Origin of the sequence: Peterkaempfera bronchialis (assembly GCF_003258605.2) — a bacterium.
In the GTDB taxonomy this organism is placed as follows: domain Bacteria; phylum Actinomycetota; class Actinomycetes; order Streptomycetales; family Streptomycetaceae; genus Peterkaempfera; species Peterkaempfera bronchialis.
In genome coordinates, this window is record NZ_CP031264.1 from 5,496,821 (window position 1) to 5,521,222 (window position 24,402).

At 73.7% G+C, this 24,402-nt stretch carries 21 protein-coding genes; 16 read left to right on the forward strand and 5 right to left on the reverse strand.

What is annotated here, in order from left to right; genetic code table 11:
• Positions 1-4 precede the first annotated feature (4 nt).
• From fabI to kynU, 5 genes are all read left to right on the forward strand, one after another.
• A complete protein-coding gene (gene fabI, locus C7M71_RS24260; RefSeq protein WP_111490344.1) occupies positions 5-787 on the forward strand; it encodes an enoyl-ACP reductase FabI in 783 nt (260 codons plus the stop codon).
• A gap of 201 nt (positions 788-988) precedes the next feature.
• Positions 989-1,840 (forward strand): MIP/aquaporin family protein, encoded by an 852-nt coding sequence (locus tag C7M71_RS24265; RefSeq protein WP_111490343.1) that lies wholly within the window; start codon positions 989-991, stop codon positions 1,838-1,840.
• Positions 1,841-1,928: 88 nt separating this feature from the next.
• Complete coding sequence (glpK, locus tag C7M71_RS24270) at positions 1,929-3,446, forward strand: glycerol kinase GlpK (RefSeq protein ID WP_111490342.1); 1,518 nt, start codon at positions 1,929-1,931, stop codon at positions 3,444-3,446.
• Positions 3,447-3,499: 53 nt separating this feature from the next.
• Positions 3,500-5,212, forward strand: a complete 1,713-nt coding sequence (locus tag C7M71_RS24275; protein WP_111490341.1) for a glycerol-3-phosphate dehydrogenase/oxidase — start codon at positions 3,500-3,502, stop codon at positions 5,210-5,212.
• 216 nt (positions 5,213-5,428) lie between these two features.
• Positions 5,429-6,706 (forward strand): kynureninase, encoded by a 1,278-nt coding sequence (kynU, locus tag C7M71_RS24280; protein ID WP_111493634.1) that lies wholly within the window; start codon positions 5,429-5,431, stop codon positions 6,704-6,706.
• Positions 6,707-6,755: 49 nt separating this feature from the next.
• Here the strand turns inward: kynU and C7M71_RS24285 are convergent, their stop codons facing one another.
• Entirely contained in the window at positions 6,756-7,430 is a 675-nt protein-coding gene (locus C7M71_RS24285; protein ID WP_111493632.1) for a FadR/GntR family transcriptional regulator, read from the reverse strand.
• Positions 7,431-7,517: 87 nt separating this feature from the next.
• Here C7M71_RS24285 and C7M71_RS24290 point away from each other — a divergent pair, with 87 nt between their 5' ends.
• The 3 genes from C7M71_RS24290 (at position 7,518) to C7M71_RS24295 (ending at position 9,577) form a co-directional block, all read left to right on the forward strand.
• A complete protein-coding gene (locus tag C7M71_RS24290) occupies positions 7,518-8,798 on the forward strand; it encodes an MFS transporter (protein ID WP_229758881.1) in 1,281 nt (426 codons plus the stop codon).
• A gap of 55 nt (positions 8,799-8,853) precedes the next feature.
• On the forward strand, positions 8,854-8,976 hold the full coding sequence (locus C7M71_RS32755; RefSeq protein ID WP_265737675.1) for an SGM_5486 family transporter-associated protein: 123 nt from the start codon (positions 8,854-8,856) through the stop codon (positions 8,974-8,976).
• A gap of 79 nt (positions 8,977-9,055) precedes the next feature.
• On the forward strand, positions 9,056-9,577 hold the full coding sequence (locus C7M71_RS24295) for a SixA phosphatase family protein (RefSeq protein ID WP_111493630.1): 522 nt from the start codon (positions 9,056-9,058) through the stop codon (positions 9,575-9,577).
• Between the two features lie 119 nt (positions 9,578-9,696).
• Here the strand turns inward: C7M71_RS24295 and serB are convergent, their stop codons facing one another.
• Both serB and C7M71_RS24305 read right to left on the reverse strand, forming a co-directional pair.
• On the reverse strand, positions 9,697-10,938 hold the full coding sequence (gene serB / locus C7M71_RS24300; RefSeq protein WP_111493628.1) for a phosphoserine phosphatase SerB: 1,242 nt from the start codon (positions 10,936-10,938) through the stop codon (positions 9,697-9,699).
• A gap of 175 nt (positions 10,939-11,113) precedes the next feature.
• Positions 11,114-12,730, reverse strand: a complete 1,617-nt coding sequence (locus C7M71_RS24305; protein ID WP_111493626.1) for a streptophobe family protein — start codon at positions 12,728-12,730, stop codon at positions 11,114-11,116.
• A gap of 234 nt (positions 12,731-12,964) precedes the next feature.
• On the opposite strand from C7M71_RS24305, the gene C7M71_RS24310 reads away from it, so the two are divergent.
• A complete protein-coding gene (locus tag C7M71_RS24310) occupies positions 12,965-15,583 on the forward strand; it encodes an FHA domain-containing protein (RefSeq protein ID WP_114914536.1) in 2,619 nt (872 codons plus the stop codon).
• 22 nt (positions 15,584-15,605) lie between these two features.
• On the opposite strand, the gene C7M71_RS24315 is transcribed toward C7M71_RS24310, so the two are convergent.
• Positions 15,606-16,505, reverse strand: a complete 900-nt coding sequence (locus C7M71_RS24315; protein WP_114914537.1) for an aggregation-promoting factor C-terminal-like domain-containing protein — start codon at positions 16,503-16,505, stop codon at positions 15,606-15,608.
• An 840-nt stretch (positions 16,506-17,345) separates the two neighbouring features.
• Here C7M71_RS24315 and C7M71_RS24320 point away from each other — a divergent pair.
• Genes C7M71_RS24320 through C7M71_RS24330 form a run of 3 tightly spaced genes read left to right on the forward strand, consistent with a single transcriptional unit; the run spans position 17,346 to position 19,978 of the window.
• On the forward strand, positions 17,346-18,425 hold the full coding sequence (locus C7M71_RS24320; RefSeq protein ID WP_229759224.1) for a GAF domain-containing sensor histidine kinase: 1,080 nt from the start codon (positions 17,346-17,348) through the stop codon (positions 18,423-18,425).
• Complete coding sequence (locus tag C7M71_RS24325) at positions 18,418-19,101, forward strand: response regulator (protein ID WP_229758882.1); 684 nt, start codon at positions 18,418-18,420, stop codon at positions 19,099-19,101. The genes C7M71_RS24320 and C7M71_RS24325 overlap by 8 nt, the downstream gene beginning before the upstream one ends.
• A gap of 1 nt (position 19,102) precedes the next feature.
• Positions 19,103-19,978 (forward strand): thioesterase family protein, encoded by an 876-nt coding sequence (locus tag C7M71_RS24330; protein WP_111491531.1) that lies wholly within the window; start codon positions 19,103-19,105, stop codon positions 19,976-19,978.
• A 124-nt stretch (positions 19,979-20,102) separates the two neighbouring features.
• Here C7M71_RS24330 and C7M71_RS24335 read toward each other — a convergent pair whose 3' ends face one another.
• Positions 20,103-20,933 carry a hypothetical protein gene (locus C7M71_RS24335; protein WP_407675939.1) on the reverse strand — a complete coding sequence of 277 codons (831 nt, stop codon included), beginning with the start codon at positions 20,931-20,933 and terminating at the stop codon, positions 20,103-20,105.
• 159 nt (positions 20,934-21,092) lie between these two features.
• Here C7M71_RS24335 and C7M71_RS24340 point away from each other — a divergent pair, with 159 nt between their 5' ends.
• The 4 genes from C7M71_RS24340 (at position 21,093) to C7M71_RS24355 (ending at position 24,329) form a co-directional block, all read left to right on the forward strand.
• The gene (locus tag C7M71_RS24340) at positions 21,093-21,884 is read left to right on the forward strand and encodes an ABC transporter ATP-binding protein (protein ID WP_111491533.1); all 792 of its coding nucleotides are present in this window, start codon (positions 21,093-21,095) and stop codon (positions 21,882-21,884) included.
• Positions 21,885-21,994: 110 nt separating this feature from the next.
• On the forward strand, positions 21,995-22,417 hold the full coding sequence (locus C7M71_RS24345; RefSeq protein WP_229758883.1) for an NfeD family protein: 423 nt from the start codon (positions 21,995-21,997) through the stop codon (positions 22,415-22,417).
• A 9-nt stretch (positions 22,418-22,426) separates the two neighbouring features.
• Complete coding sequence (locus C7M71_RS24350) at positions 22,427-23,419, forward strand: SPFH domain-containing protein (RefSeq protein WP_111491534.1); 993 nt, start codon at positions 22,427-22,429, stop codon at positions 23,417-23,419.
• Between the two features lie 151 nt (positions 23,420-23,570).
• Complete coding sequence (locus C7M71_RS24355; RefSeq protein WP_111491536.1) at positions 23,571-24,329, forward strand: sulfite exporter TauE/SafE family protein; 759 nt, start codon at positions 23,571-23,573, stop codon at positions 24,327-24,329.
• The last annotated feature ends 73 nt before the right edge of the window (positions 24,330-24,402 follow it).

Below are 24,402 nucleotides of genomic sequence, written 5' to 3' on the forward strand. Positions count from 1 at the left end.
CACCATGAGTGGACTTCTCACCGGCAAGCGAATCCTGGTCACCGGCGTCCTGCTGGAGTCCTCGATCGCCTTCCACACCGCCAAGCTGGCGCAGGAGCAGGGTGCCGAGATCATCCTCACCGGCTTCGGCCGCCTCAGCCTGGTCGAGCGGATCGCCAACCGGCTGCCCAAGCCGGCCCCGGTGATCGAGCTCGATGTGCAGAACACCGAGCAGCTGGACAGCCTCGCGGACCGGGTCCGCGAGCACCTGCCGTCGCTGGACGGCGTGGTGCACTCCATCGGCTTCGCGCCGCAGGACGCCCTCGGCGGCAACTTCCTCAACACCCCGTGGGAGTCGGTCGGCACCGCCGTCCAGGTGTCGGCGTACTCGCTGAAGTCGCTCACCATGGCCTGCCTGCCGCTGCTGCGCGACGCCGACGGCGAGCCCGGCGGCTCGGTGGTCGGCATGGACTTCGACGCCTCCGTCGCCTGGCCGCAGTACGACTGGATGGGTGTCGCCAAGGCCGCCCTGGAGTCGACCTCCCGCTATCTGGCCCGCGACCTGGGCAAGCAGAACATCCGGGTGAACCTGGTCTCGGCCGGCCCCATCAAGTCGATGGCCGCCAAGTCCATCCCGGGCTTCGCGGACCTGGCCGGTGTCTGGGAGACCCGGGCCCCGCTCAGCTGGGACCTCACCGACCCGGAGCCCGCCGCCCGGGGCGTTGTGGCGCTGCTCTCCGACTGGTTCCCCAAGACCACCGGCGAGATCGTCCACGTGGACGGCGGTCTGCACGCCGTCGGCGCCTGACCGACCGACCCGCGCCTGACCCGCTTCTGACCACGGCCCGGCGGCCGGACCCCACGGGGTTCGGCCGCCGGGCCGCGCCGCGTGGCCCCCGGCCCACCCGTACGGCGGTATGCCGAGGGGCGGCACCGGGGTACCCGTGCACAGGATGGTCAGGCACCGGGCCACCGAGCCGGCTGTTCCACCGGCGGGAAGCGGGCACTGATGGCTGAGCGAACGCGCGGGTCGGGACTGACCGGCGAGCTGGCGGCCGAGTTCGCCGGCACCATGGTGCTGCTCCTGCTCGGTGCCGGGGTGGTGGCCCAGGTGGTCGCGGGCGGCGGGCTGACCGACCCCAAGGGCGGGCTGGGCAACCACGACAGCATCTCCTGGGCCTGGGGCCTGGCCGTCACCCTGGGTGTCTATGTCGCGGCGCGGCTGAGCGGCGGCCACCTCAACCCGGCGGTCACCGTGTCGCTGGCCGCCTTCCGGGGCTTCCCCTGGCGCAAGGTCGTCCCGTACAGCCTGGCCCAGACCGCCGGCGCCTTTGTGGCGGCGCTGATCGTGCGCTGGAACTACACCGAGGTGCTGGCCAGGTACGACCCCGGGCACACCTTCAAGACCCAGTTCGTCTTCTCCACCCTGCCCGGCAACGGCAACCCGGCGGCGGGCGTGCACGAGTGGGGGGCCTTCCGGGACCAGGTGATCGGCACCGCGATCCTGCTGCTGCTGATCCTCGCGGTGACCGACATGCTGAACACCCCGCCCGGCGCCAATCTGGGCCCCTTCATCATCGGCCTGATCGTGGTGGCGCTCGGCATGGCCTTCGGCACCAACGCCGGGTACGCCATCAACCCGGCGCGTGACTTCGGCCCCAGACTGGCCAGCTACCTCACCGGCTATGGCACCGCCTGGCGCGACCAGTGGGGGAACCTCTACTTCTGGGTGCCCATCGTCGGGCCGCTGGTCGGCGGGCTGGTCGGCGCCGCCTTCTACCAGTACGTCGTCGGCCGCTGGATGGCGGCGGCCGAACCCGAGCCGGCCGGCAGCGTCCCCCCGTCCGAGCAGCCGGGCTGACCGGGACGGCCCCGAGATCCAGGGGCCGGACACCCAGGGGCCGGGCAGCGAGGGGAGCGAGGGGAGCAGCCGAGGAGAGGGAGCAGCCATGGCGGACTTCGTCGGCGCGGTGGACCAGGGGACCACCAGCAGCCGCTTCATGATCTTCGACCACGACGGCAACGAGGTGGCCAAGCACCAGCTGGAGCACACCCAGATCCTGCCGCGCCCCGGCTGGGTCGAACACGACCCGGTGGAGATCTGGGAACGCACCAATGTCGCCATCCAGAACGCGGTCCGCTCCGCCGGGATCTCCCCCGCCGACCTCGACGCCATCGGCATCACCAACCAGCGCGAGACCACCGTGGTCTGGGACCCGCGCACCGGCCAGCCCTACTGCAACGCCATCGTCTGGCAGGACACCCGCACCGACCGGATCGCCGCCACCCTGGAACGCGACGGCCATGGCGACCTGATCCGCCGCCGGGCTGGTCTGCCGCCCGCCACCTACTTCTCCGGCGGCAAGCTCACATGGATCCTGGAGAACGTCGACGGGGTCCGCGCCGCAGCCGAGCAGGGCCACGCCGTCTTCGGCACCACCGACAGCTGGGTGCTCTGGAACCTCACCGGCGGCCCCAACGGCGGCATCCACGCCACCGATGTCACCAACGCCAGCCGCACCATGCTGATGGACCTGGAGACGCTCGACTGGGACGACGAACTGCTGGACCTCTTCGGCATCCCGCGCGCCATGCTGCCGGTGATCAACCCCTCCTCCCACCCCGAGGCATACGGCCGCACCCGCACCACCCGGCCGCTGCGCCGGGCGGTGCCCATCACCGGCGTGCTCGGCGACCAGCAGGCCGCCACCGTCGGCCAGGTCTGCTTCGCCGTCGGCGAGGCCAAGAACACCTATGGCACCGGCAACTTCCTGCTGCTCAACACCGGCACCGAACCGGTCCGCTCGCGGCACGGCCTGATCACCACCGTCGCCTACCGCTTCGGTGACGCCCCCGCCGTGTACGCCCTGGAGGGGTCCATCGCCGTGACCGGCTCGGCCGTGCAGTGGCTCCGCGACCAGCTGCACGCCATCACCGACGCCGCCGAGAGCGAACGGCTCGCCGCCACCGTGCCGGACAGCGGCGGCGCCTACTTCGTCCCCGCCTTCTCCGGCCTCTTCGCCCCGTACTGGCGGTCCGACGCCCGGGGCGCCATCGTCGGCCTCGCCCGCTACCACACCAACGGCCATCTGGCCCGGGCCACCCTGGAGGCGATCTGCTACCAGAGCCGCGACGTCGTCGAGGCGATGGAACAGGACTCCGGCGTCCACCTGGACGTCCTCCGGGTCGACGGCGGCGTCACCGCCAACGACCTCTGCATGCAGACCCAGGCCGACATCCTCGGCGTCCCGGTCAGCCGCCCCGTGGTCGCCGAGACCACCGCGCTGGGCGCCGCCTACGCGGCCGGCCTGGCCACCGGCTTCTGGCGGGACACCGACGAGCTGCGCGAGCACTGGCACGAGTCCAAACGCTGGGAGCCCCGGTGGAGCGAGCAGCGCCGGGCCGAGGGGTACGCGGGGTGGAAGAAGGCCGTGCAGCGCACCCTCGACTGGGTCGAGGTGGAGTGAGCCAGGCGGACCGCACGCCGTCCGCGCACAACCGCACGACGAGGAGCTGACCCATGGTGAAGCCGGTGGCACTCTCGCCCCAGTCCCGCGCCGAAGCGCTCTACCGCCTCGGCGATCAGGAACTCGACATCCTCGTGGTGGGCGGCGGCGTGGTCGGCGCCGGAGCCGCCCTCGACGCCGCCACCCGGGGCCTCTCCGTCGGCCTGGTCGAGGCCCGCGACTGGGCCTCCGGCACCTCCAGCCGCTCCAGCAAGCTGATCCACGGCGGGCTGCGCTACCTGGAGATGCTGGACTTCCGGCTGGTCGCCGAGGCCCTGCGGGAGCGCGGCCTGCTGCTCCAGCGGATCGCCCCCCACCTGGTCCGCCCCGTGCCGTTCCTCTACCCGCTCCAGCACCGCGTCTGGGAACGCCCCTACGTCGGCTCCGGCGTGCTGCTGTACGACACCATGGGCATCACCTCCGGCAATGCCCGGGGCCTGCCCCGCCACCGCCACCTCACCCGCCGGGGCGCCCTGCGGGAGGCCCCCGCGCTCCGTACCGACGCGCTGGTCGGCGCCGTCCAGTACTGGGACGCCCAGGTCGACGACGCCCGGCACACCATGACCACCGCCCGCACCGCCGCCGCGTACGGCGCGCTGGTCGCCAACCGCACCCGGGTCACCCGCTTCCTGCGCCAGGGCGAACGCGTCGTCGGCGCCGCCGTCACCGACCTGGAGACCGGGACCGAGACGGAGGTGCGCGCCCGGCAGGTGATCAACGCCACCGGCGTCTGGACCGACGACACCCAGGCGATGGCCGGCACCCGGGGCCAGTTCCATGTACGGGCCTCCAAGGGCGTCCACCTGCTGGTGCCCCGCGACCGCATCAACTCCCGCACCGGGCTGATCCTGCGGACCGAGAAATCCGTGCTCTTCGTCATCCCCTGGGGCCGCCACTGGATCGTCGGCACCACCGACACCGACTGGGACCTCGACAAGTTCCACCCCGCCGCCAGCGCCCGGGACATCGAGTACCTGCTGGACCACGTCAACCAGGTCCTGGTCACCCCGCTCCTCCCGGAGGACGTCGAAGGCGTCTACGCCGGCCTGCGCCCGCTGCTCTCCGGCGAGGCCGCCGACACCAGCAAGCTCTCCCGGGAACACCTGGTCGCCCACCCCGTGCCCGGCCTGGTCGTGGTCGCCGGCGGCAAATACACCACCTACCGGGTGATGGCCAAGGACGCTGTGGACGAGGCCGTACGCGCCCTCGACGAGAAGGTGCCCGGGTGCACCACCGACACCGTGCCGCTGCTCGGCGCCGACGGCTTCCAGGCCATCTGGAACGCCCGCCACACCCTCGCCCGCCGCTCCGGTCTGCATGTCGCCCGGGTGGAGCACCTGCTGCGCCGCTACGGCTCCCTGGTCAACGAGGTGCTCGACCTGGTCGCCGCCGACCCCTCCCTCGGCGAACCGCTGCCCAGCTCCGACGACTACCTGCGCGCCGAGGCCGTCTACGCGGTCACCCATGAGGGCGCCCGGCACCTGGACGACGTGCTCGCCCGCCGCACCCGGATCTCCATCGAGTCCTGGGACCGGGGCGTGGACGCCGCCCGCACCGTCGCCGGGCTGATGGCCGAACCCCTCGGCTGGGGCGAGGACCAGGTGGAGCGGGAGATCGACCACTACCTCAAGCGGGTGGAGGCCGAACGGCAGGCCCAGGAGCAGCCCGACGACCACACGGCGGACGCCGTACGCCTCGGCGCACCCGAGATCGTCCCACCGGCCTGACCCGGCCCATCGCCCGCCTACTGCCCGCCCCCACGCCCATTGCCCGCCCGCCCTCGCCCGCCCCCGCCCTACTGCCCGCCTACTGCCCGTCCGCCCCCGCTCAACTGCCCGCCTACTGCCCGTCCGCCCCCGCTCAACTGCCCGCCTACTGCCCGCCCGCCCCCGCCCGGCATAGGGTGCGGGCGGGCCGCGAGATCCGCGCCCCTCCCCGCACCCATGGAGGCGAACCCGGTGACCACAGCCGCCGACGCCCTCACCGCCCTGGCGGCCCGCGCCGCCGCACTGGACGCCGCCGACCCACTGGCCGGCGTACGCGAGCGGTTCCTGCTGCCCGAAGGCGTCATCTACCTCGACGGCAACTCCCTCGGCGCACTCCCCGCCGCCGTGCCCCCCGTGCTCCAGGACGCCGTACAGCGCCAATGGGGCACCGACCTCGTCCGCTCCTGGAACGACAACGGCTGGTGGCAGGCCCCGCAGCGGGTCGGCGATGCGATCGGCCGGCTGATCGGCGCCGCCGCCGGGCAGACCGTGGTGGGGGAGTCCACCAGCGTCCAGCTCTTCAACGCCCTCACCGCCGCCTCCCGGCTGCGCCCCGGCCGCCCGCTGCTGCTCACCGACCCGGACCACTTCCCCACCGACCAGTACATCGCCGACTCGGTCGGCCGGCTGCTGGGCCTGGAGGTCCGCCGCGTCCCCGCCCGGGAGCTGGCCGCCGCGCTGGCCGCCGACGGTGAACGGGTGGCCGTGGCGGCGTACGCCCCGGTCGACTACCGCACCGGCGAGCGGTACGACATGGCCGCCCTCACCGAGGCCGCCCACCGGGCCGGGGCGCTGATCCTCTGGGACCTCTGCCACGCCGCCGGCGCACTGCCCGTGGAACTGGACGGCATCGGCGCCGACTTCGCCGTGGGCTGCGGCTACAAGTACCTCTCCGGCGGCCCCGGCGCCCCCGCCTTCCTCTACCTCGCCCACCGCCACCAGGGCTCCTTCGACCAGCCGCTCACCGGCTGGCACGGCCATGCGGACCCGTTTGCGATGGAGGGCCGCTACCGCCCGGCCCCGGACATCGCCCGCGCCCGCATCGGTACCCCGCCGCTGCTGTCACTGCTGGCCCTGGAGGCGGCGCTGACCGCCTTCGACGGGGTGGAGATGGCCCAGGTGCGGGCCAAGAACGTGTCGCTGACCGGCTTCTTCCTGGACTGCGCCGACCTGCTGCTGGACGGGCTGGGCTTCACCGCCGCCACCCCGCGTAGCCCCGAGCTGCGCGGCAGCCAGGTCTCCCTGCGCCACCCCGAGGCATACCCGCTGGTCCAGGCGCTGGTGGCGCGCGGCGTCATCGGCGACATGCGCGCGCCCGACCTGCTGCGCTTCGGGGTCAACGGGCTCTATGTGTCGCACACCGAGGTACTGGAGGCGGTACGGCAGCTCCGCGAGGTGGCGGTGTCCGGCGAGCACCGGGGGGAGCGCTTCCAACAGCGCGCCACCGTGACCTGAGGGCCCGGCGCGACCCGAGGTCCGGCGACCTGAGCGCCCGCCCCCGGACTCAGCGGGCCTTGGCGGGGCACTTCCCGATGGCGGCGGCGGCCTCCGCCGACGCCGTCTCGGGGTCGCGGCGCCGGATGGCCTCCACGATCCGCTCATGGCTCACATACCGGTCGTCGGAGAGCACCGGCCCGATGTCCTGGCGCAGATGCGCGCGCAGCACCTCGCCGAGGTCGGCGTAGAGCGCGGCCAGCACCTCGTTGTGGGCGGCGGCCACCACCGCCTGGTGGAAGGCGGCGTCGGCCTGGACGAACGCCTCCAGCCCACCGGACCGCCAGCTCTCCTCCCGCCGCCGCAGCGCCACATCCAGCAGCTCCAGGTCGCGACCGGTGCTGCGCCGGGCCGCCAGCCCGGCGGCCGAAGCCTCCAGCGCCTCCCGCAGCTCGGCCACCCGGGCGGGCTCGGCGTCGGCGAACCGCCGGTGCATCACCCCGGCGAGTTCGCTGGTGGCCGCCACATAGGTGCCCGAGCCCTGCCGGATGTCCAGCAGCCCGTTGTGCGCCAGGGCCCGTACGGCCTCGCGGATGGTGTTCCTCGCCACACCCAGCTGCTCGACCAGCTCGGCCTCGGTGGGGATACGTGAGCCGACGGGCCACTCGCCGGAGGTGATCTGGGCGCGCAACTGCCCGATGACCTGGTCGGACAGGGGCGTGCGCCGGGCGGACGACAGCGCCATGGGACTCCTTCCGGGTCGGGACTGCTCCTCCCATCATCCAACAGGGGAATGGCGGAGAAGTCATCCCATGATTCTATGATGGTTGCCATGTCGACCTCCGCAGACCTCACAGCAGAGGCCCGGGCCGACCGGCCCGCCTCCGACCGCGCCCCGGAGCGCCACCGAGACCACCAGCGCACCGCCCGCCGACTGCGGCTGCTGCTCGCCGCCGCCGTCGTCGCGGCCGCCTTCAACCTCCGCCCCGCCGTCACCAGCCTCGGCCCGCTGCTGGAGCGGGTCCGCGACGGGCTGGGCATGAGCGCCACCGTCGCCGGACTGCTCACCGCCGTCCCCTCGCTCTGCTTCGCCGTCTTCGGCCTGGCCGCCCCCGGCCTGGCCCGCCGGATCGGTCCGGCGGCCGTCGTCACGGCCGGCATGGGAGCGATCACGGCCGGCCTGGCAGCCCGCGCCTTCGCCGGCAACACTGCCGTCTTCCTGCTGCTCAGCGCCCTCGCCCTGGCCGGTATAGCCGTCTCCAATGTGCTGATGCCGGTGATCGTCAAGCGGTACTTCCCCGACCGGGTCGGCCCGATGATCGGCCTCTACTCCATGGCGCTCTCCGCCGGTACCGCCGTGGCCGCCGCCGTCACCGTCCCCCTCACCTCGGCCGTCGGCGGCAGCTGGCGGGCCGGTCTCGGCATCTGGGCGGCCGCCGCCGCCATCGCCCTGGTGCTCTGGCTGGCCGCGCTCGCCGCCGACCGGGGCGGCAACTCCGCCGCCTCCCGGGAGACGGCCGGCGGCGCCCCCGCCCTGCGCATCCTGCGCAGCCGCACCGCCTGGGCGCTCGCCATCTTCTTCGGCCTCCAGGCCACCGGTGCCTACGCCACCATGGGCTGGCTGCCGCAGATCTACCAGGACGCCGGCATCTCCGCCGGGGAGTCCGGGGTGCTGCTCGCCGTCACCATGGTGATCAGCGTGCCGGTCTCCTTCGCGCTGCCCTCGCTCGCCGCCGCCCGGGGCGACCAGCGGCTCTTCGTCGTGGTCCTGGGCTGCTTCGGCCTGGCCGGGTACGCCGGGCTGGCGCTGGCCCCGGCGGGCGCGCCCTGGCTCTGGGCCGTACTGGCCGGACTGGCCAACTGCTGCTTCCCGCTGGCCATCACCATGATCGGCCTGCGGGCCCGCAGCGCCGTCGGGGTGGCCAAGCTGTCCGCGTTCTCGCAGAGCCTCGGCTATCTGATCTCCATCCCCGGACCGGTCCTGGTCGGCGCCCTCTACCAGGGCACCGGCTCCTGGTACGTGCCGATCGGCCTGCTCGCCGCGCTGCTGGTGCCGCAGATGGCCGCCGGGGTGCTGGCCGGACGCGCCCGCCACATCGAGGACGAGGTCTGAGACACGCGGCGCCCCCGGTGCCCCGCCACCGCCGCCGGGGTGCGAGACTCGGACCATGCCCGTGCTCGAACCGAACCCCACCGACGGCCACAAGAAGCTGCTGCTGATGTTCGCCGCCATCGCCGGCATCCTGGTCGCCGTCGGCATCATCGCGACCATCGCCCAGAACATGGGCTGATCCCCACGCCGGTCCCCACCAGGAGTGGCTGCCGTCGGAGCACCGCGCCGACGGCGGCGATTTCTGGAAAGCTGGCTGCATGAGCGTCGACACGCCCCGCAGGATCATCGTCCTCCGGCACGCGAAGGCCGACTGGCCGTCGGTGCCCGACCACGAGCGGCCACTGGCCGATCGCGGCCGGAGGGACGCCCCCGACGCCGGCCGCTGGCTGGCCGGCGCCGGGATCAACCCCGGACTCGTCCTCTGCTCCACCGCCCTGCGCACCCGCGAGACCTGGAAGCTGGTCGGTCACGAGCTGCCCAAACGCCCCCGGAAGACCGTCTACGAGGACCGCCTCTACGAGGCCAGCCCCGGCGAGATCATCGCCGTCGTCCAGGAGACCACCGACGACATCGGCGACCTGCTCCTGGTCGGCCACAACCCCGGCGTCCAGGGCCTCACCGAGGTACTGACCGCCGAGTCCGAGGGCGACACCCTGATCAGGCTGCGCCGCAGCGGCTTCCCCACCTCGGCGGTGGCGGTGCTCACCTTCACCGGCTCCTGGAAGAGCGTCGAACCCGGTGTGGCCAAGCTGGTCGCCTTCCACTCGCCCCAGGACTGACGCCGCGACCGACCCTCCGCTCCGCTACGACGGCGGCCCCGGCCCGGCGGATCGAACCGCTGCGGGCCGGGGCCGCCGGGTGTGCCCAGTGGAGGAGCGCCCAGTGGAGGAGTGTCCGGTCAGGCGTCCAGGGCGTCGGCCGCCTCGACCTCCTCGCGGGTGATGCCCAGCAGATAGAGCACGGTGTCCAGGAACGGCACATTCACCGCGGTGTCGGCGGCCCTGCGCACCACCGGCTTGGCGTTGAAGGCCACCCCCAGCCCGGCGGCGTTCAGCATGTCCAGGTCGTTGGCGCCGTCCCCGATGGCCACCGTCTGCTCCAGCGGCACCTGCGCCTGCTCCGCGAACCGGGCCAGCATCCGGGCCTTGCCCGCACGGTCCACGATCTCGCCCACCACCCGGCCGGTGAACCGGCCGTCCTCGACCTCCAGGGTGTTGGCGGCGGCGAAGTCCAGCCCCAGGCGCTCCACCAGGTCATCGGTGACCTGGGTGAAGCCGCCGGAGACGATCCCGACCTGGTAGCCCAGCCGCTTGAGGGTCCGGATCAGCGTACGGGCGCCCGGGGTCAGCCGGACCGCGGAGCGGACCTTGTCCACCACTCCGGCGTCCAGGCCCGCCAGCAGCGCCACCCGGGCCCGCAGCGACTCGGCGAAGTCCAGCTCGCCGCGCATCGCCGCCGCCGTCACCTCGGCGACCTGCTCCTCGCAGCCCGCGTGCGCCGCGAAGAGCTCGATCACCTCGTCCTGGATCAGCGTGGAGTCCACGTCCATCACCACCAGCCGCTTGGCGCGGCGGTGCAGCCCGGCGCGGACCACGGCCACGTCCACCTGCTGGGCGGCGGCCTCCGTCGCCAGCTCCCCGCGCAGCGCCTCGGTGGCGACCCCTGACACGGCCAGCTCCACGGCGGTCACCGGGTACTTGGCGAGCCGGAACACCCGGTCGATGTTGCCGCCGGACTCGGTGATCCGGGCGGTGAGCGCGGCGACGGCTCCGGCGGTCAGCGGATGGCCGAGGACGGTGACATGCGACCGGCCCTCGCGGCGCGGCCGGTTGTCGCCGGTCCCGGAGATGATCTCCGCCTGGAGCTTGTGGTCCTCGGCCCAGCGGTGCACGGTCGAGCGCAGCTCGCCCTCGGGGCCAGGGGCGCCGCCGGACGGCGGGGTGACCAGGGCGCAGAGCGTTATCCGCCCCCGGGTCACGAGCTGCTCGATGTCTATGACGTCCACGCCGAAGTCGGCGAGCGTGGAGAAGAGACCCGTGGTGATGCCGGGCCGGTCCTTGCCGAAGACCTTGACCAGCAGGGTCCTGGGCTGCGGCGTGGGTTCGGGGAGGGGATCGGCTGACGGGAGCGATGCGTTCATGGTGTCAACCACGCTACCCGGCGTGCGTGGGACGCTTCGCCCCCCGTCCGCTTCGTGGACGCCCGCGCGTGCGCTCCCCGGCGGAGGTTGCGCAGGTGCCGCCGGGCGCGGGCGGATTGCGCACGCGCGGTGGGCTCTACGGGTGGCCCCGGTGTGCGGGCCGGGGCGGGGGTGGTCAGCCGGAGGTGTCGTGCCCCGGCGGGTGCGGCGGGGGCGGGGGCGTGTGGTGCGGTCCGTCGGCGTACGGGTTGAAGCCGCTGCCCCCGGAGCGGTACGGGTTCTCCGGAGCCGCGCCGCCCGGGCTGCGGTGCTCGGGCAGCGTTCCATACGGTGCCGGGCGGTCGATCGGCGGCGGTCCGGCGGACGGCCCAGGTCCAGGCCCAGGCCCAGGCCCGGCCCCGAGCCCGGCCCCCACGGCAGGCGGTCGCTTCGCCGAGGCGAACCGCGCGACCAGCAGCCACCCGGCGAACCCGGCGACCGCCCCCCACAGCAGCCCGTACAGCGCGGCCTGCGGCAGGCTGCCGTCGAGCGTCGCCCGGGCGCCGATCGCGTCGAAGCCGAAGACCGACAGGTTGGCGTTGACCGCCACCCGGGAGAGCGCCAGCCCGGCGGGCAGCAGCACCGCCAGACCGACGCCGAGCCGGACCGCCGCGCCCAGCGCCTCCCGCACCACGCCGGACCCGGACCCGGACCCGGACCCGGGCTTCCCGCCGGGAGCCGGCAGCGGCGTCCGTACGGCAGCCAGCACCCCGGCGAGCAGCACCAGCAGGCCGACCCCCACCGGCAGCACCCAGAGCGACCCGTCCAGCTCCATCAGCCGGGAGACCGTGATGTGCTGCACCGTGCCGCCCTTGACCAGCTGGTCCAGCGGCGCCGGGATGACGTTCACCAGCGCGCCGGTGGCCTGGGCGGTGACCGGCACCCCCAGGCCGATGGGCATCGCCAGGCCGACCCCGTTGGGCGTACCCAGCAGGGCACCGCCGGCCGCCGTGGCCGGGTCGGAGCCCTCGGTCAGCGGCAGCACCACGGCGGTGACGGCGCCGACCAGCACCGTGCCCAGCAGTACCGTCCACAGCGCCGAGGCCACCGGCCGGACCGTGCGGCGCAGCGACTCCCAGCCGCGCGGCAGCGGGGCGCCCCGGGAGACGGTGAGGGCCAGCAGCAGCACCAGCAGCACCCAGCCCAGCCCGGCCAGCAGGGTCGGCCCGGTCTGCACCGAGTAGCCGAGGGTGGCCGTGGGCTTGGCGATGCCGCCGAGCCAGCCGCCGAGCTTGCCCGGGTCCAGCAGACCGCCGAGCCCGCCGCCACCGCCCCCGCCGCCCTCACCGCCCTCACCGCCGAGTCCACCGCCGACCAGACCGGCGAGGTCGAGCGTGGTGGTGTCCTCGCCCGCCCAGCAGAGCAGCCCCAGCACGGCCAGGAAGCAGACCACCGCCGTGGCCGCGCGCACCCCCAGCTCTCGCGGTCCCACCGCCCGGCCGCGCAGCGGTCGCACGAAGAGCCAGCCGAGCACGGCCGCGCCGGTGAAGGCGACCCCCAGCGGCATCAGGTCCAGCGTGGTGTCCGCCCCCGCGATGCCGCCCGCGCCGAGCACCTCGGCCGAGCCGGTGGGGGTGAGCGAGCCACCCGCGCCCAGCGCGACCACGGCCGCCGTCATCGGGCCCAGCCGCGCATACCCGTCGGCGCCCAGCAGATGCAGCCCGAGCGCGGCGACCCCGGCCATGGCCACAAAGGCCCAGCTCACCGCAGCCGCCGCCTGGACCGCCCAGCGCAGCCCCGCACCCTTGCCCATAGCGCCCCCGCTCTTCCGTCCCGGCGCCCGTCCGACCCCGGCGGATGCCGCCGCAGGCCCGGACCCATCGCACCGCCGCCGCGCGGCTGCGTCAACGTTGCCACACGGTCACAGTGTCCGTGCCGAGTTCACCCCGTAGTGATCGAGCTGGAATGATTCCCCCCGTCATACGCCATCCCTAGACTCCCCACAGAGGGAAAACTCGGGGGACTACGTGAGTGGGGCAGGCTGAAAGTGCCGCAACTCGTTCTTGAAATCAACGGGCAGAACCGGACGCTGGAATCCGGTAGGACGTACTCGCTGGGACGCGACCCGCAGTCGGACGTGGCGTTCGACGATGCCCGGGTCTCCTGGCGGCACGCCACCATCGCCTTCGACGGCGGCAGTTGGCTGCTGGACGACCAGGGCAGCACCAACGGCACCTTCGTCGGCGGCCAGCGGACGACCCGCGCGGTGCTGGTGCCCGGCACGGTGGTGGCCCTGGGCAACGTCGAGAACGGGCCCCGGCTGACCTGCGCGGCCATACCCGGGGCGGTCGGCGTCGGGGCGGGGGAGTGGCACGACGTCAGCGGCGGCGGCCAGGGCGCCCAGCCGCCCGAGCCCTGGGGCCGGCAGCCGGGCGGCATCGGCGCCGGCCCCACCGCACAGCCGGGCTGGGGCACGCCGCCCCGGCAGGGCGCACAGGGGGCCGCGGCCTTCCAGGGCGGCGCCCCGGTGCACGGCGGCGTACCCCCGCAGGGTGGCGTACCCCCGCAGGGTGGCGTACCCGCCGGCTGGGAGCAGCAGGGCGGCTCCGGCAGCGGGCTCACCCCGGTCTACGGCGACCGCAACCCCACCATGATCCGCAATCTGGCGCAGGGCATGCGCACCGTGCGGATCGGCCGCGCGCTCGACAACGACCTGGTCGTCTCCGACCTGTCGGTCTCCCGCCACCACGCCGAGCTGCGGCAGCTCGCGGACGGCCGGTACGAGATCGTCGACCTGGAGAGCCACAACGGCATCTATGTCAACGGCCAGCCCGTCCAGCGGCATGTGATGGGCCCCGAGGACCTCCTCGGCGTCGGCCACTCGATCTTCCGGCTGGTCGGCGACCGGCTGGAGGAGTTCGTCGACACCGGCGCGGTCTCCTTCTCCGCCCGCCACCTCACCGTCGAGGTCCAGCACAAGGGCGCCAAGAAGATCCTGCTGGACGATGTCTCCTTCGGCGTCCCGGAGCGGGCGCTGGTCGCCGTGATCGGCCCGTCCGGCTCCGGCAAGTCGACGCTGCTGCGTGCCCTCACCGGCTACCGCCCCGCCGACCGGGGCGATGTGCTCTACGACGGCCGCAACCTCTACAAGCAGTTCGCCGAGCTGCGCCAGCGCATAGGGCTGGTCCCGCAGGACGACATCCTGCACAAGGAGCTCACCGTCCGCACCGCGCTCAAGTACGCGGCCCGGCTGCGCTTCCCCGGTGACACCCAGGAGGCCGAGCGCGCCGCCCGGATCGACGAGGTGCTGTACGAGCTGCGCCTGGACAAGCGGGCCGACAACCGGATAACCGCCCTCTCCGGCGGCCAGCGCAAGCGCGTCTCGGTGGCCCTGGAACTGCTCACCAAGCCCTCGCTGATCTTCCTGGACGAGCCCACCTCCGGCCTGGACCCGGGCATGGACCGCGAGGTCATGCAGATGCTGCGCGGCCTGGCCGACGACGGCCGCACCGTGCTGGTGGTCACCCACTCGGTGGCGGAGCTGGCCATCTGCGACCGGCTGCTGGTGATGGCACCCGGCGGCGCGGTGGCGTACTTCGGGCCGCCGGACGAGGCACTGCACTTCTTCGGGTACGAAACCTGGGCCGATGTCTTCCAGGCGTTCGAGAACTACCCGGACCACGACTGGGCCGGCCGCTACCGGGGGTCGGTGCACTACCAGATGTACTCGGCCGACGTGGAGGCCGTGGCCCCGCAGTCCGCGCCGATCGTGCATGAGCAGTCCCGGCCGCAGAAGCCGCAGAGCTGGGGTTCCCAGCTGGCCACCCTCACCCGCCGCTACCTCTCGGTGATCGCCGCCGACCGGGGCTTCCTGGTGCTCTGCGGCATCCTGCCGGTGGTGATGGGCGCGGTGAGCCTCGCCATCCCGGCCAAGTTCGGCCTGCTGCCCGCCAATCCACCGATGAAGGACGGGCAGCCGCAGTTCAATATCGACGCCGCCACCGTGCTGCTGATCGTCGCGGTCGGCACCGTCTTCACCGGCGCCGCCAACTCGGTCCGCGAGCTGGTCAAGGAGCGGGTCATCTATGAGCGCGAACGGGCCACCGGCCTCTCCCGGTCCGCGTATGTGATGTCGAAGGTCCTCACCTTGGGCGCGCTCACCGCCGTGCAGTCGATCGTGGTCGCCGGGATCGGCCTGGGCACCCGCGACCTGCCCTCCGACGGTGTGGTGATCGGCGGCAACCCGCTGCTGGAGATGACCGTCGCGGTGGTGCTGCTCGGCCTCACCAGCATGATGCTCGGCCTGGTGATCTCCTCCCTGGTGAAGACCTCGGAGAAGACCATGCCGCTGCTGGTCCTGGTGGCCATCGTCAATGTGGTCTTCTGCGGCGCGCTCTTCCCGCTCTTCGGCTCACCCGGCCTGGAGCAGCTGGCCTGGCTCGCCCCCGCCCGCTGGGCGGTCGCCGCGCTCGGCTCCTCCGTCAGCCTGGGCGCCATCTCGCCGCCGCCGGACGGCCGGGACGGCCGCACCGACCCGCTGTGGGACCACGACGTCTCCGCCTGGGCCACCTCCGCCGGCGTGCTGGTCGTGCTCGGCCTGATCTGCGCCTTCCTGGTGGTCCGGCTGCTGCGTCGGCACGAGCCCGAGGTCATGCGCAAGCGCTGACCGGCTGCTCAGTACCTGCTGCTCAGTACCAGTGGTGGGACTGCCAGAAGCTCCAGGCGCCGCAGGGGCTGCCATAGCGCTCGTTCATATAGCTGAGGCCCCACTTGATCTGGGTGGCCGGGTTGGTACGCCAGTCGGCGCCGGCCGAGGCCATCTTGGAGCCGGGCAGCGCCTGGACCAGGCCGTAGGCGCCGGAGGAGGGGTTGGTGGCGGTCGGGTTCCAACTGCTCTCGTGCTGCACGATCTGGGCGAAGCACTGGTACTGGCCGGAGTTGCCGACGATCTGCCGGGCGATCTCCTGCGGGCTGCCGGAGAGCGTCTTCGGCGCGGCCTTCTTCACGGCGGCGGCCTTCTTGGCGGCTGCTTCGGCGCGGGCCTTGGCATTGGCCTGGGCGATCAGGTGGGCCTGGTGGTCGGCGGCAGCCTTCGCCGCGGCGGCGGCCTTCTTGGCGGCCGCTTGGGCGCGGGCCTTGGCGTTGGCCTGGGCGATGACATGGGCCCGGTGGTCGGCGGCGGCCTTCTTGGCGGCTGCTTCGGCGCGGGCCTTGGCATTGGCCTGGGCGATGAGGTGCGCCCGGTGGTCGGCGGCGGCCTTCGCGGCTGCGGCGGCCTTCTCCTCGGCGGCAGCGCCGGGGGCAGTGGTTGCGGCGCCGGGCTGGAGCTGGGCCCTGGTCTCGCTGCGGGAGGACATCTTCCCGGTCTCCGCCACCCGGCTGTCGCCGGATGCAGCGGCGTCGGCGGTCTGCGGCGCCCCGGCGGAGCCGAGTTCGGCCACCGGCGCCGTGGACGCGGAGACCTCGGCGGTGGCGACGCTGTCCGGTCCGAGCTGCGGGACGATCAGCGCCACGGTGGCGGCGGCTGCGACGGCCGTGGTGGAGGCTCCGGCGATCAGGATGCTGCGGCGGGGATGCGTGCGGAACATCGGGCAGGGTCCTCTTCGGTAGGGTCCGGCGGCCCGGAGAAGGCATGCGGGTACCTCGGCGTGGCGTCATGGGACGTGCCGGGGTTCCGCCTCTCGGTCGGCAGCCGGTGCACCAGGAGGGGATCCGTCGGTGCGGGCGGAAGCGCTGGGCGGGGGCCGCAGCGCCGTGCGACGCGGCAATTCTTGGCAGGCGGCCGAACGCCCGGCAAGCCCCGCTGATACGACGGCGGATCGTAGTCCGCAGGCCCGGCACAGCCGGGGGACGGCTGCGGCGACGGACGCCCACGCACCACCAAACCAGGGCAAACCGGACCGGCCGGGCCTGGTCGTGGAAGTGACGGACACCCGCCCGTACTCCGCTTCCCGGCTGCGGCCCGCCCGCCCGGCCGCCGGGCGGCGGAGCCACCCGCAAACCCGACCGAGGCGGCTACTATCCACCGTCGTACCGCCATCCCCGGGTGTGGGAGGCGTCACAGCCCACCCGCCGGAGCTACCGGGCCCCCAGCGCCCACCGCCTTCGGCATCGGCAGGTGCGAGGCGGCCGGCTCATCCAGGCCACCCCGCACGGCGATGCCCTTCCTCCCAGGCCCCCGGCCTCGCGGGCACCGCGACCGCCACCGCAACCGCCACCGCAACCAGGCCCGCCGACCTAGGTCCCCGGTCCTGCGCCGCCCCTACCGCCGGGCCGATGCCCCGCCCATCCCCCGGCGGTACGGTGGCGGCATGCCGACACCCCCGCCCGCCGACCCGCAGCCGCCGAGGCTCCCGCGCGGCTGCGGCTGCCGTCCGGCGGACCCCTGCCTGGCCGGTATCGAGGCGGTCAGCGGTGCCGTGCTGGCGATGAGCCGCCACCTGGAGGTCCGCGAGGTGCTGCGGCGCATCACCGCCTCCGCCCGCTCCCTGCTGGACGCCGAGTACGCCGCCCTGGGTGTGCCCGACGACCACGGCGGCTTCGCCCAGTTCGTGGTGGACGGCGTCAGCGACGCGCAGTGGCGGACGATCGGCCCGCTGCCCCGCCAGCACGGCGTGCTCGCCGCGATGCTGCGCGAGGCCGCCCCCCAGCGGCTCGCCGACGTACGCCGTGACCCCCGCTTCGAGGGCTGGCCCGCCGCGCACCCGGAGATGACCGACTTCCTCGGCGTGCCCATCGTGGACGGCGACGAGACCATCGGCGCGATCTTCCTCGCCAACAAGCGCGGCCCGGCCGGGTTCACCGACCACGACGAGGAACTGGCCCGCATCCTGGCCGCGCACGCCGCCCTCGCCCTCACCAACGCCCGGCTGTACGAGCGCAGCCGCGAACTGACCCTCTCCGGCGAGCGGGCCCGTATCGCCCACGAACTGCACGACGCCGTCTCGCAGAAGCTCTTCTCGCTGCGGCTGACCGCCCAGGCCGCCACCGCGCTCCTGGACCGCGACCCGGCCCGCGCCCGCAGCGAACTCGCCGAGGTCTCCCGGCTGGCCGCCGAGGCCGCCGACGAACTGCGGGCCGTGGTGGTGGAGCTGCGCCCCGCCGCGCTGGACGAGGACGGGCTGCTCCCCACCCTCGCCTCCCAGGTCGAGGTGCTGAACCGGGCCCACTCCGCGCGGGTCAGCTTCACCGCCGACGGCGTACGCGCGCTGCCCGCCGCCCACGAGGAGGCGGTGCTGCGGGTCGCCCAGGAGGCGCTGCACAACGCGCTGCGCCATGCCCAGGCGGCCTCCGTCGCCGTGGAGCTGCGCGGCACCGCCGCCCGGGGCGCCGTGCTGCGGGTGGTGGACGACGGCTGCGGCTTCGACCCGGCCGCCGTCCGCCGGGCGGGCCGCCACCTCGGCCTGGTCTCGATGCGCGACCGCGCCGCCGGGGTGAGCGGTGCGCTGACCGTGGAGTCGGCCCCCGGCAAGGGGACCGTGGTGGAGATGGAGGTCCCCGGTGGCTGAGACAGGCGCGGCCCGGCCGCGCATCCGGGTGCTGCTGGTCGACGACCACCAGGTGGTCCGCCGGGGCCTGCGCACCTTTCTGGAGGTGCAGGACGACATCGAGGTGGTGGGCGAGGCCGCCGACGGCGCGGAGGGGGTCGCCCGTACCGAGGAGCTGGCGCCGGACGTGGTGCTGATGGACGTCAAGATGCCCGGCACCGACGGCATCGAGGCGCTGCGCACCCTGCGGGAGCGCGGCAACCCGGCCAGGGTGCTGATCGTCACCAGCTTCACCGAGCACCGCACGGTGGTGCCCGCCCTCCGGGCCGGTGCCGCCGGCTATGTGTACAAGGACGTCGACCCCGATGCGCTGGCCGGGGCCATCCGCTCGGTGCACGCCGGGCATGTGCTGCTCCAGCCGGAGCTGGCCGGGGCGCTGCTGGCCGACGACGGCCCGCGTCCGCCGCAGGGCCGCGGCGGCACCCTGACCGAGCGCGAGCAGGAGGTGCTGAGCCATATCGCCGACGGGCGGTCCAACCGGGAGATCGCCCGCGCCCTGCACCTCTCCGAGAAGACCGTGAAGACGCATGTGTCCAACATCCTGATGAAGCTGGACCTCGCCGACCGCACCCAGGCCGCGCTCTGGGCGGTACGCAATGGGGCAGCCGGGCGCCCCTGGTCCCATACCCGCGAGTAACATGCACTCCATGACCGCCATGGACACCGCAGCCCGGCCCGGGGACACCGAGTTCGACCGGGGCACCGCCGTCACCGAGCACCCCGCCGAGCCCGGCGTCTACCGCACCGAACTCGACGGCGGCTGGCGCATCGGCGGCGGCATCAACGGCGGCCTGCTGCTCGCCACCGCCGCCCGCGCCCTCTCCCGCGAGCTGCGCAGCGGCTCCGGCCACCCCGACCCGTACTCCATCTCCGCCTACTACCTCTCCGCCTCCACCCCCGGCCCCGCCACCCTGCACACCGAGGTCGTCCGCCGGGGCCGCAGCGTCTCCACCGGACAGGTCTCCCTCATCCAGCAGCGCCCCGACGGCACCCGGGCCGAGCGGCTGCGCGCCCTGGCCACCTACGGCGACCTCGACGCCCTCCCCGAGGACGTCCGCACCTCCGCCACCCCGCCCGAGCTGCCCCCGCCCGACCAGTGCATCGGCGCCGACCAGGCACCCCCGGACTTCCTCGCCCAGGCCGACCTGCTGCACCGCCTCGACCTGCGGCTGGACCCCGCCTGCGTCGGCTGGGCGCTCGGCGTCCCCTCCGGCAGCGGCACCATCCGGGGCTGGCTGCGGCTGGCCGACGGCCGCGACCCCGACCCGCTGATGCTGCTGCTCGCCGCCGACTCGCTGCCCCCGGTCACCTTCGACCTCGGCCTCTTCGGCTGGACCCCCACCCTGGAGCTGACCGTCCACGTCCGGGCCAAGCCCGCCCCGGGCTGGCTGCTGGTCTCCCACACCACCCGCAACCTGGCCGGCGGCTACCTGGAGGAGGACGCCGAGGTCTGGGACTCCACCGGCCGCCTCGTCGCCCAGTCCCGCCAACTGGCCGCCGCCCCCCGCCCCTAGGCGGTCTCCGGCACCTCGCCGCACCCTCCGCCGTGCCGCACCGCACCGCACACCGGCGCCGTGCGGCACGGCTCAGCACGGCTCAGCAACAGCACCGCTCAGCAACAGCACCGCTCAGCACCGCTCAGCTCGGCTCGTCGGCGGCCCGTTCGTCGACGGCCGCGTTGTACGCCGCCACCTGGGCCCGCCGGGCCGCCCGCTCCAGCGGACGGAGCGCGTCCGCGCGCGCCGCCATCTCCGAGGCGCTCACCGCCGCACCGTCCCCGCCGCCCGCGATGGCCAGCAGCGCCGAGACCCGCTGCGCCGACTCCAGCACCCGCACCGCACGCGGCGGATAGCCCGGCGCCAGCAGCTCGCGGTGGCGGCGGCGCCGGTACGCCTCCAGCGCGCGCAGCGCCTCCGGGCCCGCGCCGCCCACGTCAAGCCGGGCCAGCACCGCCGTCGCCTCCCGCATGACCTCGGCCAACTCCCGCTCGGCCTCCCGCAGCGAGGGGACGTCCGCCGGGGGCGCCTCCCGTACGGGGGAGCAGTGCCACAGCACGGTCGCCGCGCGGTCACCGGGCGGTCCGAACCACTCCACCTCCGGCACCAGCCCCAGCGCCGCTCCACCCACCGTCAGCACCGCCTCACCGGCCGCCATCGCCCGGTCGTTGAACCCGGCGGGCCCGGTCAGCCCCAGCGGATGGCCCGGCACCGGCAGCGCCAGCCGGAACCCCGTCACCCCCAGCGCCCGCAGCCGCCCCAGCGCCCAGGTCAGCGCATGCCGGTCGGCCGGTCCGTCGCCGGGCAGCCCGGTCACCCGGTGCGCCTCGTCGGGCCCGGTGACCGCCGAGGCGGCGTCGTCCGGCGGCGCGAAGCCGCCCAGCAGGGCGTTGCCCCAGGCGGCCAGCCGCCCGGCGCGGGGCTCCTTGTGCAGGTCCTCGGGGATCGGGTTTCCGGTCGGAGTGTCGAGCATCAGACCAGCCTACGGACAAGCCCGTCATCCGCGTGGCGTAGGTTTGGGTCGTGCTCCGCGCGGCGCGCGCGGCGAAGTCGACACGAGTGGACCGCCCCCTTCGGATCCGCCCCGGATCCGCTCGGGGAAGGCCGAATCCGAATTGGGGAAGGCGTACGCATGAGCGACGTTCTCGAGCTGGTGGACGTATCCGTGGTCCGCGACGGCCGCGCGCTGGTGGACCAGGTGTCCTGGGCGGTGGCCGAAGGGGAACGCTGGGTCATCCTCGGGCCCAACGGCGCAGGCAAGACCACCCTCCTCCAGATCGCCTCCAGCTATCTCTTCCCGACCTCCGGCACCGCCCAGATCCTCGGTGAGAAGCTCGGCTCCGTCGACGTCTTCGACCTCCGCCCCCGGATCGGCACCGCCGGCGCCGCCATGGTCGACAAGCTGCCGCGCAGCCAGACCGTCCTGGACACCGTGCTCACCGCCGCGTACGGCATGACCGCCCACTGGCACGAGAAGTACGACACCACCGACGAGTTCCGCGCCCTCCTGCTGCTGGACCGCCTGGGCATGGCCGAGTTCCGCGACCGCCGCTTCGGCACCCTCTCCGAGGGCGAGCGCAAGCGCACCCTGATCGCCCGCGCCCTGATGACCGACCCCGAGCTGCTGCTGCTGGACGAGCCCGCCGCAGGGCTGGACCTCGGCGGACGCGAGGACCTGGTCCGCCGCCTCGGCGCGCTCGCCCAGGACCGCTACGCCCCCTCCATGGTGATGGTCACCCACCATGTCGAGGAGATCGCCCCCGGCTTCACCCATGTACTGATGATCCGTCAGGGAAAGGTGCTCGCGGCCGGTCCGATCGACACCGAGCTCAGCGCCCGCAACCTCTCCCTCTGCTTCGGCCTCCCCCTCACCCTGGAGCGCCGCGGTGACCGCTGGACCGCCCAGGGCCTGCCGCTCACCTGAGGGTTCCCGCCGGCCCGGCCGCCGGCCGCCCCGATCAAGGGCGGCCGGTTCCTGCCCATCGACCTGCGAAAACGGTTCCCCGGCCGGTGATTGGTGCCTAGGATGGGGGCGTGGACAGCTGGGTGTGGTGGCTTCTCGTCGCCGTGGGTCTGGGCATTCCGCTGGTGATCACCGCGATGCCCGAGTTCGGCATGTTCGGGGTGGGCGCGCTTGCCACCGCGGCGGCAGCCGGTCTCGGCGCGAATGTGGTGACCCAGTTCATCGTCTTCGTCGCGGTCTCGGTCGCGCTGCTGGTGGTGGTGCGGCCCATTGCCTATCGCCACCTCAAGCAGGGGCCACCGGTACGGATGGGCATCGACGCGCTCAAGGGCGCCTCCGCCGTCGTCCAGGAGCGGGTGGACGGCGAGGGCGGACGGATCAAGCTCAACGGCGAGATCTGGTCGGCGCGAGCCCTCAACCCCGGCACCACTTACGAACCCGGCCAGCACGTGGATGTCGTAGAGATCGAGGGCGCCACCGCCCTCGTCGTATAGGAGAGCGCGTTGGAACCCGTCCTCATCGTCCTGGTCATCCTGGTGGTGCTGTCGTTCATCGCACTGATCAAGACGATCCAGGTCATCCCGCAGGCCAGCGCGGCGATCGTGGAGCGCTTCGGCCGCTACACCCGCACGCTCAACGCCGGACTCAACATCGTGGTGCCGTTCATCGACACCATCCGGAACCGCATCGACCTGCGTGAGCAGGTCGTGCCCTTCCCGCCGCAGCCGGTGATCACCCAGGACAACCTGGTGGTCAACATCGACACCGTCATCTACTACCAGGTCACCGACCCGCGCGCGGCCACCTACGAGGTCGCCAGCTACATCCAGGCCATCGAGCAGCTCACCGTCACCACGCTGCGCAACATCATCGGCGGCATGGACCTGGAGCGCACCCTGACCTCCCGTGAGGAGATCAACGCGGCGCTGCGCGGCGTCCTCGACGAGGCCACCGGCAAGTGGGGCATCCGCGTCAACCGGGTCGAGCTCAAGGCCATCGAGCCGCCCACCTCCATCCAGGACTCGATGGAGAAGCAGATGCGCGCCGACCGCGACAAGCGCGCCGCCATCCTCACCGCCGAGGGCACCAAGCAGGCCGCCATCCTCACCGCCGAGGGCCAGAAGCAGGCCGCGGTCCTGGAGGCGGAGGGCGAGGCGCAGGCCGCCGTGCTGCGCGCCGACGGTGAAGCCGCCGCCATCCGCACCGTCTTCGAGTCCATCCACGCGGGCAACCCGGACCAGAAGCTGCTGGCCTACCAGTACCTCCAGACCCTCCCCAAGCTCGCCGAGGGCAACGCCAACAAGCTCTGGATCATCCCCAGCGAGGTCGGCGACGCCCTCAAGGGCCTCGGCGGAGCCTTCGCCGGTTTCGCCGGCGGCCCCGGCGGCGGCGGCCACCAGCCGGCCGGCCCCACCCCGCCCGCCGACCTCGACAAGGGCGCCGCCCGCCCCCGCGTCGACCCGGCCCGCGAGTACCCGTCGATCGACCCCGAGTGACACCGGGCTGACGACAGCCCGAGCGACGAGGGCGGGGAACGGCAACGCCGTTCCCCGCCCTCGTCCGCATCCCGGACCCCCACGCTCCACCGCCCCCCACCATGCTGGATGATCGGACACCCGGACGGTTCGACAGCGAAGGGGCACGGCGATGACACCCTGGGAGGCGGTGGCGGTCTTCGCCGCAGGCATCGGCGCCGGCACCATCAACACCATCGTCGGCTCCGGCACCCTGCTCACCTTCCCCGTGCTGCTCGCCGTCGGCCTGCCCCCCGTCACCGCCAATGTCTCCAACTCCCTCGGCCTGGTCCCCGGATCGCTCAGCGGCGCCATCGGCTACCGCCGCGAACTGGTCGGCCAGCGCCCCCGCCTGCTGCGCCTCGGCGCCGCCGCGCTGCTCGGCGGCCTGGTCGGCGCCCTGCTGCTGATCGTGCTGCCCGGCAGCGCCTTCAAGGCCGCCGTCCCGGCGCTGATCGTGCTCGCCGTGGTCCTGGTGATCCTCCAGCCCCGCCTCGCCAAGGCCGTCGCCGCCCGCCGCCGGACGACCGGACACCGCGACGCCGGGCCGCTGCTGATGACCGGGATCTTCCTCACCGGCATCTACGGCGGCTACTTCGGCGCCGCCCAGGGCGTGCTGATGCTGGCCCTGATGGGCATGCTGCTGGACGAGGACCTCCAGCGGCTCAACGCCACCAAGAATGTGCTCGCCCTCCTGGTCAACGGCGTGGCCGCGATCTTCTTCCTCTTTGTCGCCCACTTCGACTGGACCGCCGTGCTGCTGATCGCCGCCGGCGCGGCGATCGGCGGCGTGATCGGCGCCAGGGTCGGCCGCCGCCTGCCGCCCATCGCCCTGCGCTCCCTGATCGTCGTCGTCGGCCTCGCCGCCGTCATCCGGCTGCTCATCGACTGACTCCACCCGGCCGAACGGGGCTCGACGGCCGCTCCGCCCTCTGCCAGGGTCGGACCCGACGCCCGTACGCCGT

Excerpts from the sequence above, each read along its gene's own strand:
- fabI (WP_111490344.1), top strand. The coding sequence starts at position 5 with ATGAGTGGACTTCTCACCGGCAAGCGAATCCTGGTCACCGGCGTCCTG.
- C7M71_RS24265 (WP_111490343.1), top strand. The coding sequence starts at position 989 with ATGGCTGAGCGAACGCGCGGGTCGGGACTGACCGGCGAGCTGGCGGCC.
- glpK (WP_111490342.1), top strand. The coding sequence starts at position 1,929 with ATGGCGGACTTCGTCGGCGCGGTGGACCAGGGGACCACCAGCAGCCGC.
- C7M71_RS24275 (WP_111490341.1), top strand. The coding sequence starts at position 3,500 with ATGGTGAAGCCGGTGGCACTCTCGCCCCAGTCCCGCGCCGAAGCGCTC.
- kynU (WP_111493634.1), top strand. The coding sequence starts at position 5,429 with ATGGAGGCGAACCCGGTGACCACAGCCGCCGACGCCCTCACCGCCCTG.
- C7M71_RS24285 (WP_111493632.1), bottom strand. The coding sequence starts at position 7,430 with ATGGCGCTGTCGTCCGCCCGGCGCACGCCCCTGTCCGACCAGGTCATC.
- C7M71_RS24290 (WP_229758881.1), top strand. The coding sequence starts at position 7,518 with ATGTCGACCTCCGCAGACCTCACAGCAGAGGCCCGGGCCGACCGGCCC.
- C7M71_RS32755 (WP_265737675.1), top strand. The coding sequence starts at position 8,854 with ATGCCCGTGCTCGAACCGAACCCCACCGACGGCCACAAGAAGCTGCTG.
- C7M71_RS24295 (WP_111493630.1), top strand. The coding sequence starts at position 9,056 with ATGAGCGTCGACACGCCCCGCAGGATCATCGTCCTCCGGCACGCGAAG.
- serB (WP_111493628.1), bottom strand. The coding sequence starts at position 10,938 with ATGAACGCATCGCTCCCGTCAGCCGATCCCCTCCCCGAACCCACGCCG.
- C7M71_RS24305 (WP_111493626.1), bottom strand. The coding sequence starts at position 12,730 with ATGGGCAAGGGTGCGGGGCTGCGCTGGGCGGTCCAGGCGGCGGCTGCG.
- C7M71_RS24315 (WP_114914537.1), bottom strand. The coding sequence starts at position 16,505 with ATGTTCCGCACGCATCCCCGCCGCAGCATCCTGATCGCCGGAGCCTCC.
- C7M71_RS24320 (WP_229759224.1), top strand. The coding sequence starts at position 17,346 with ATGAGCCGCCACCTGGAGGTCCGCGAGGTGCTGCGGCGCATCACCGCC.
- C7M71_RS24330 (WP_111491531.1), top strand. The coding sequence starts at position 19,103 with ATGCACTCCATGACCGCCATGGACACCGCAGCCCGGCCCGGGGACACC.
- C7M71_RS24335 (WP_407675939.1), bottom strand. The coding sequence starts at position 20,933 with ATGCTCGACACTCCGACCGGAAACCCGATCCCCGAGGACCTGCACAAG.
- C7M71_RS24340 (WP_111491533.1), top strand. The coding sequence starts at position 21,093 with ATGAGCGACGTTCTCGAGCTGGTGGACGTATCCGTGGTCCGCGACGGC.
- C7M71_RS24355 (WP_111491536.1), top strand. The coding sequence starts at position 23,571 with ATGACACCCTGGGAGGCGGTGGCGGTCTTCGCCGCAGGCATCGGCGCC.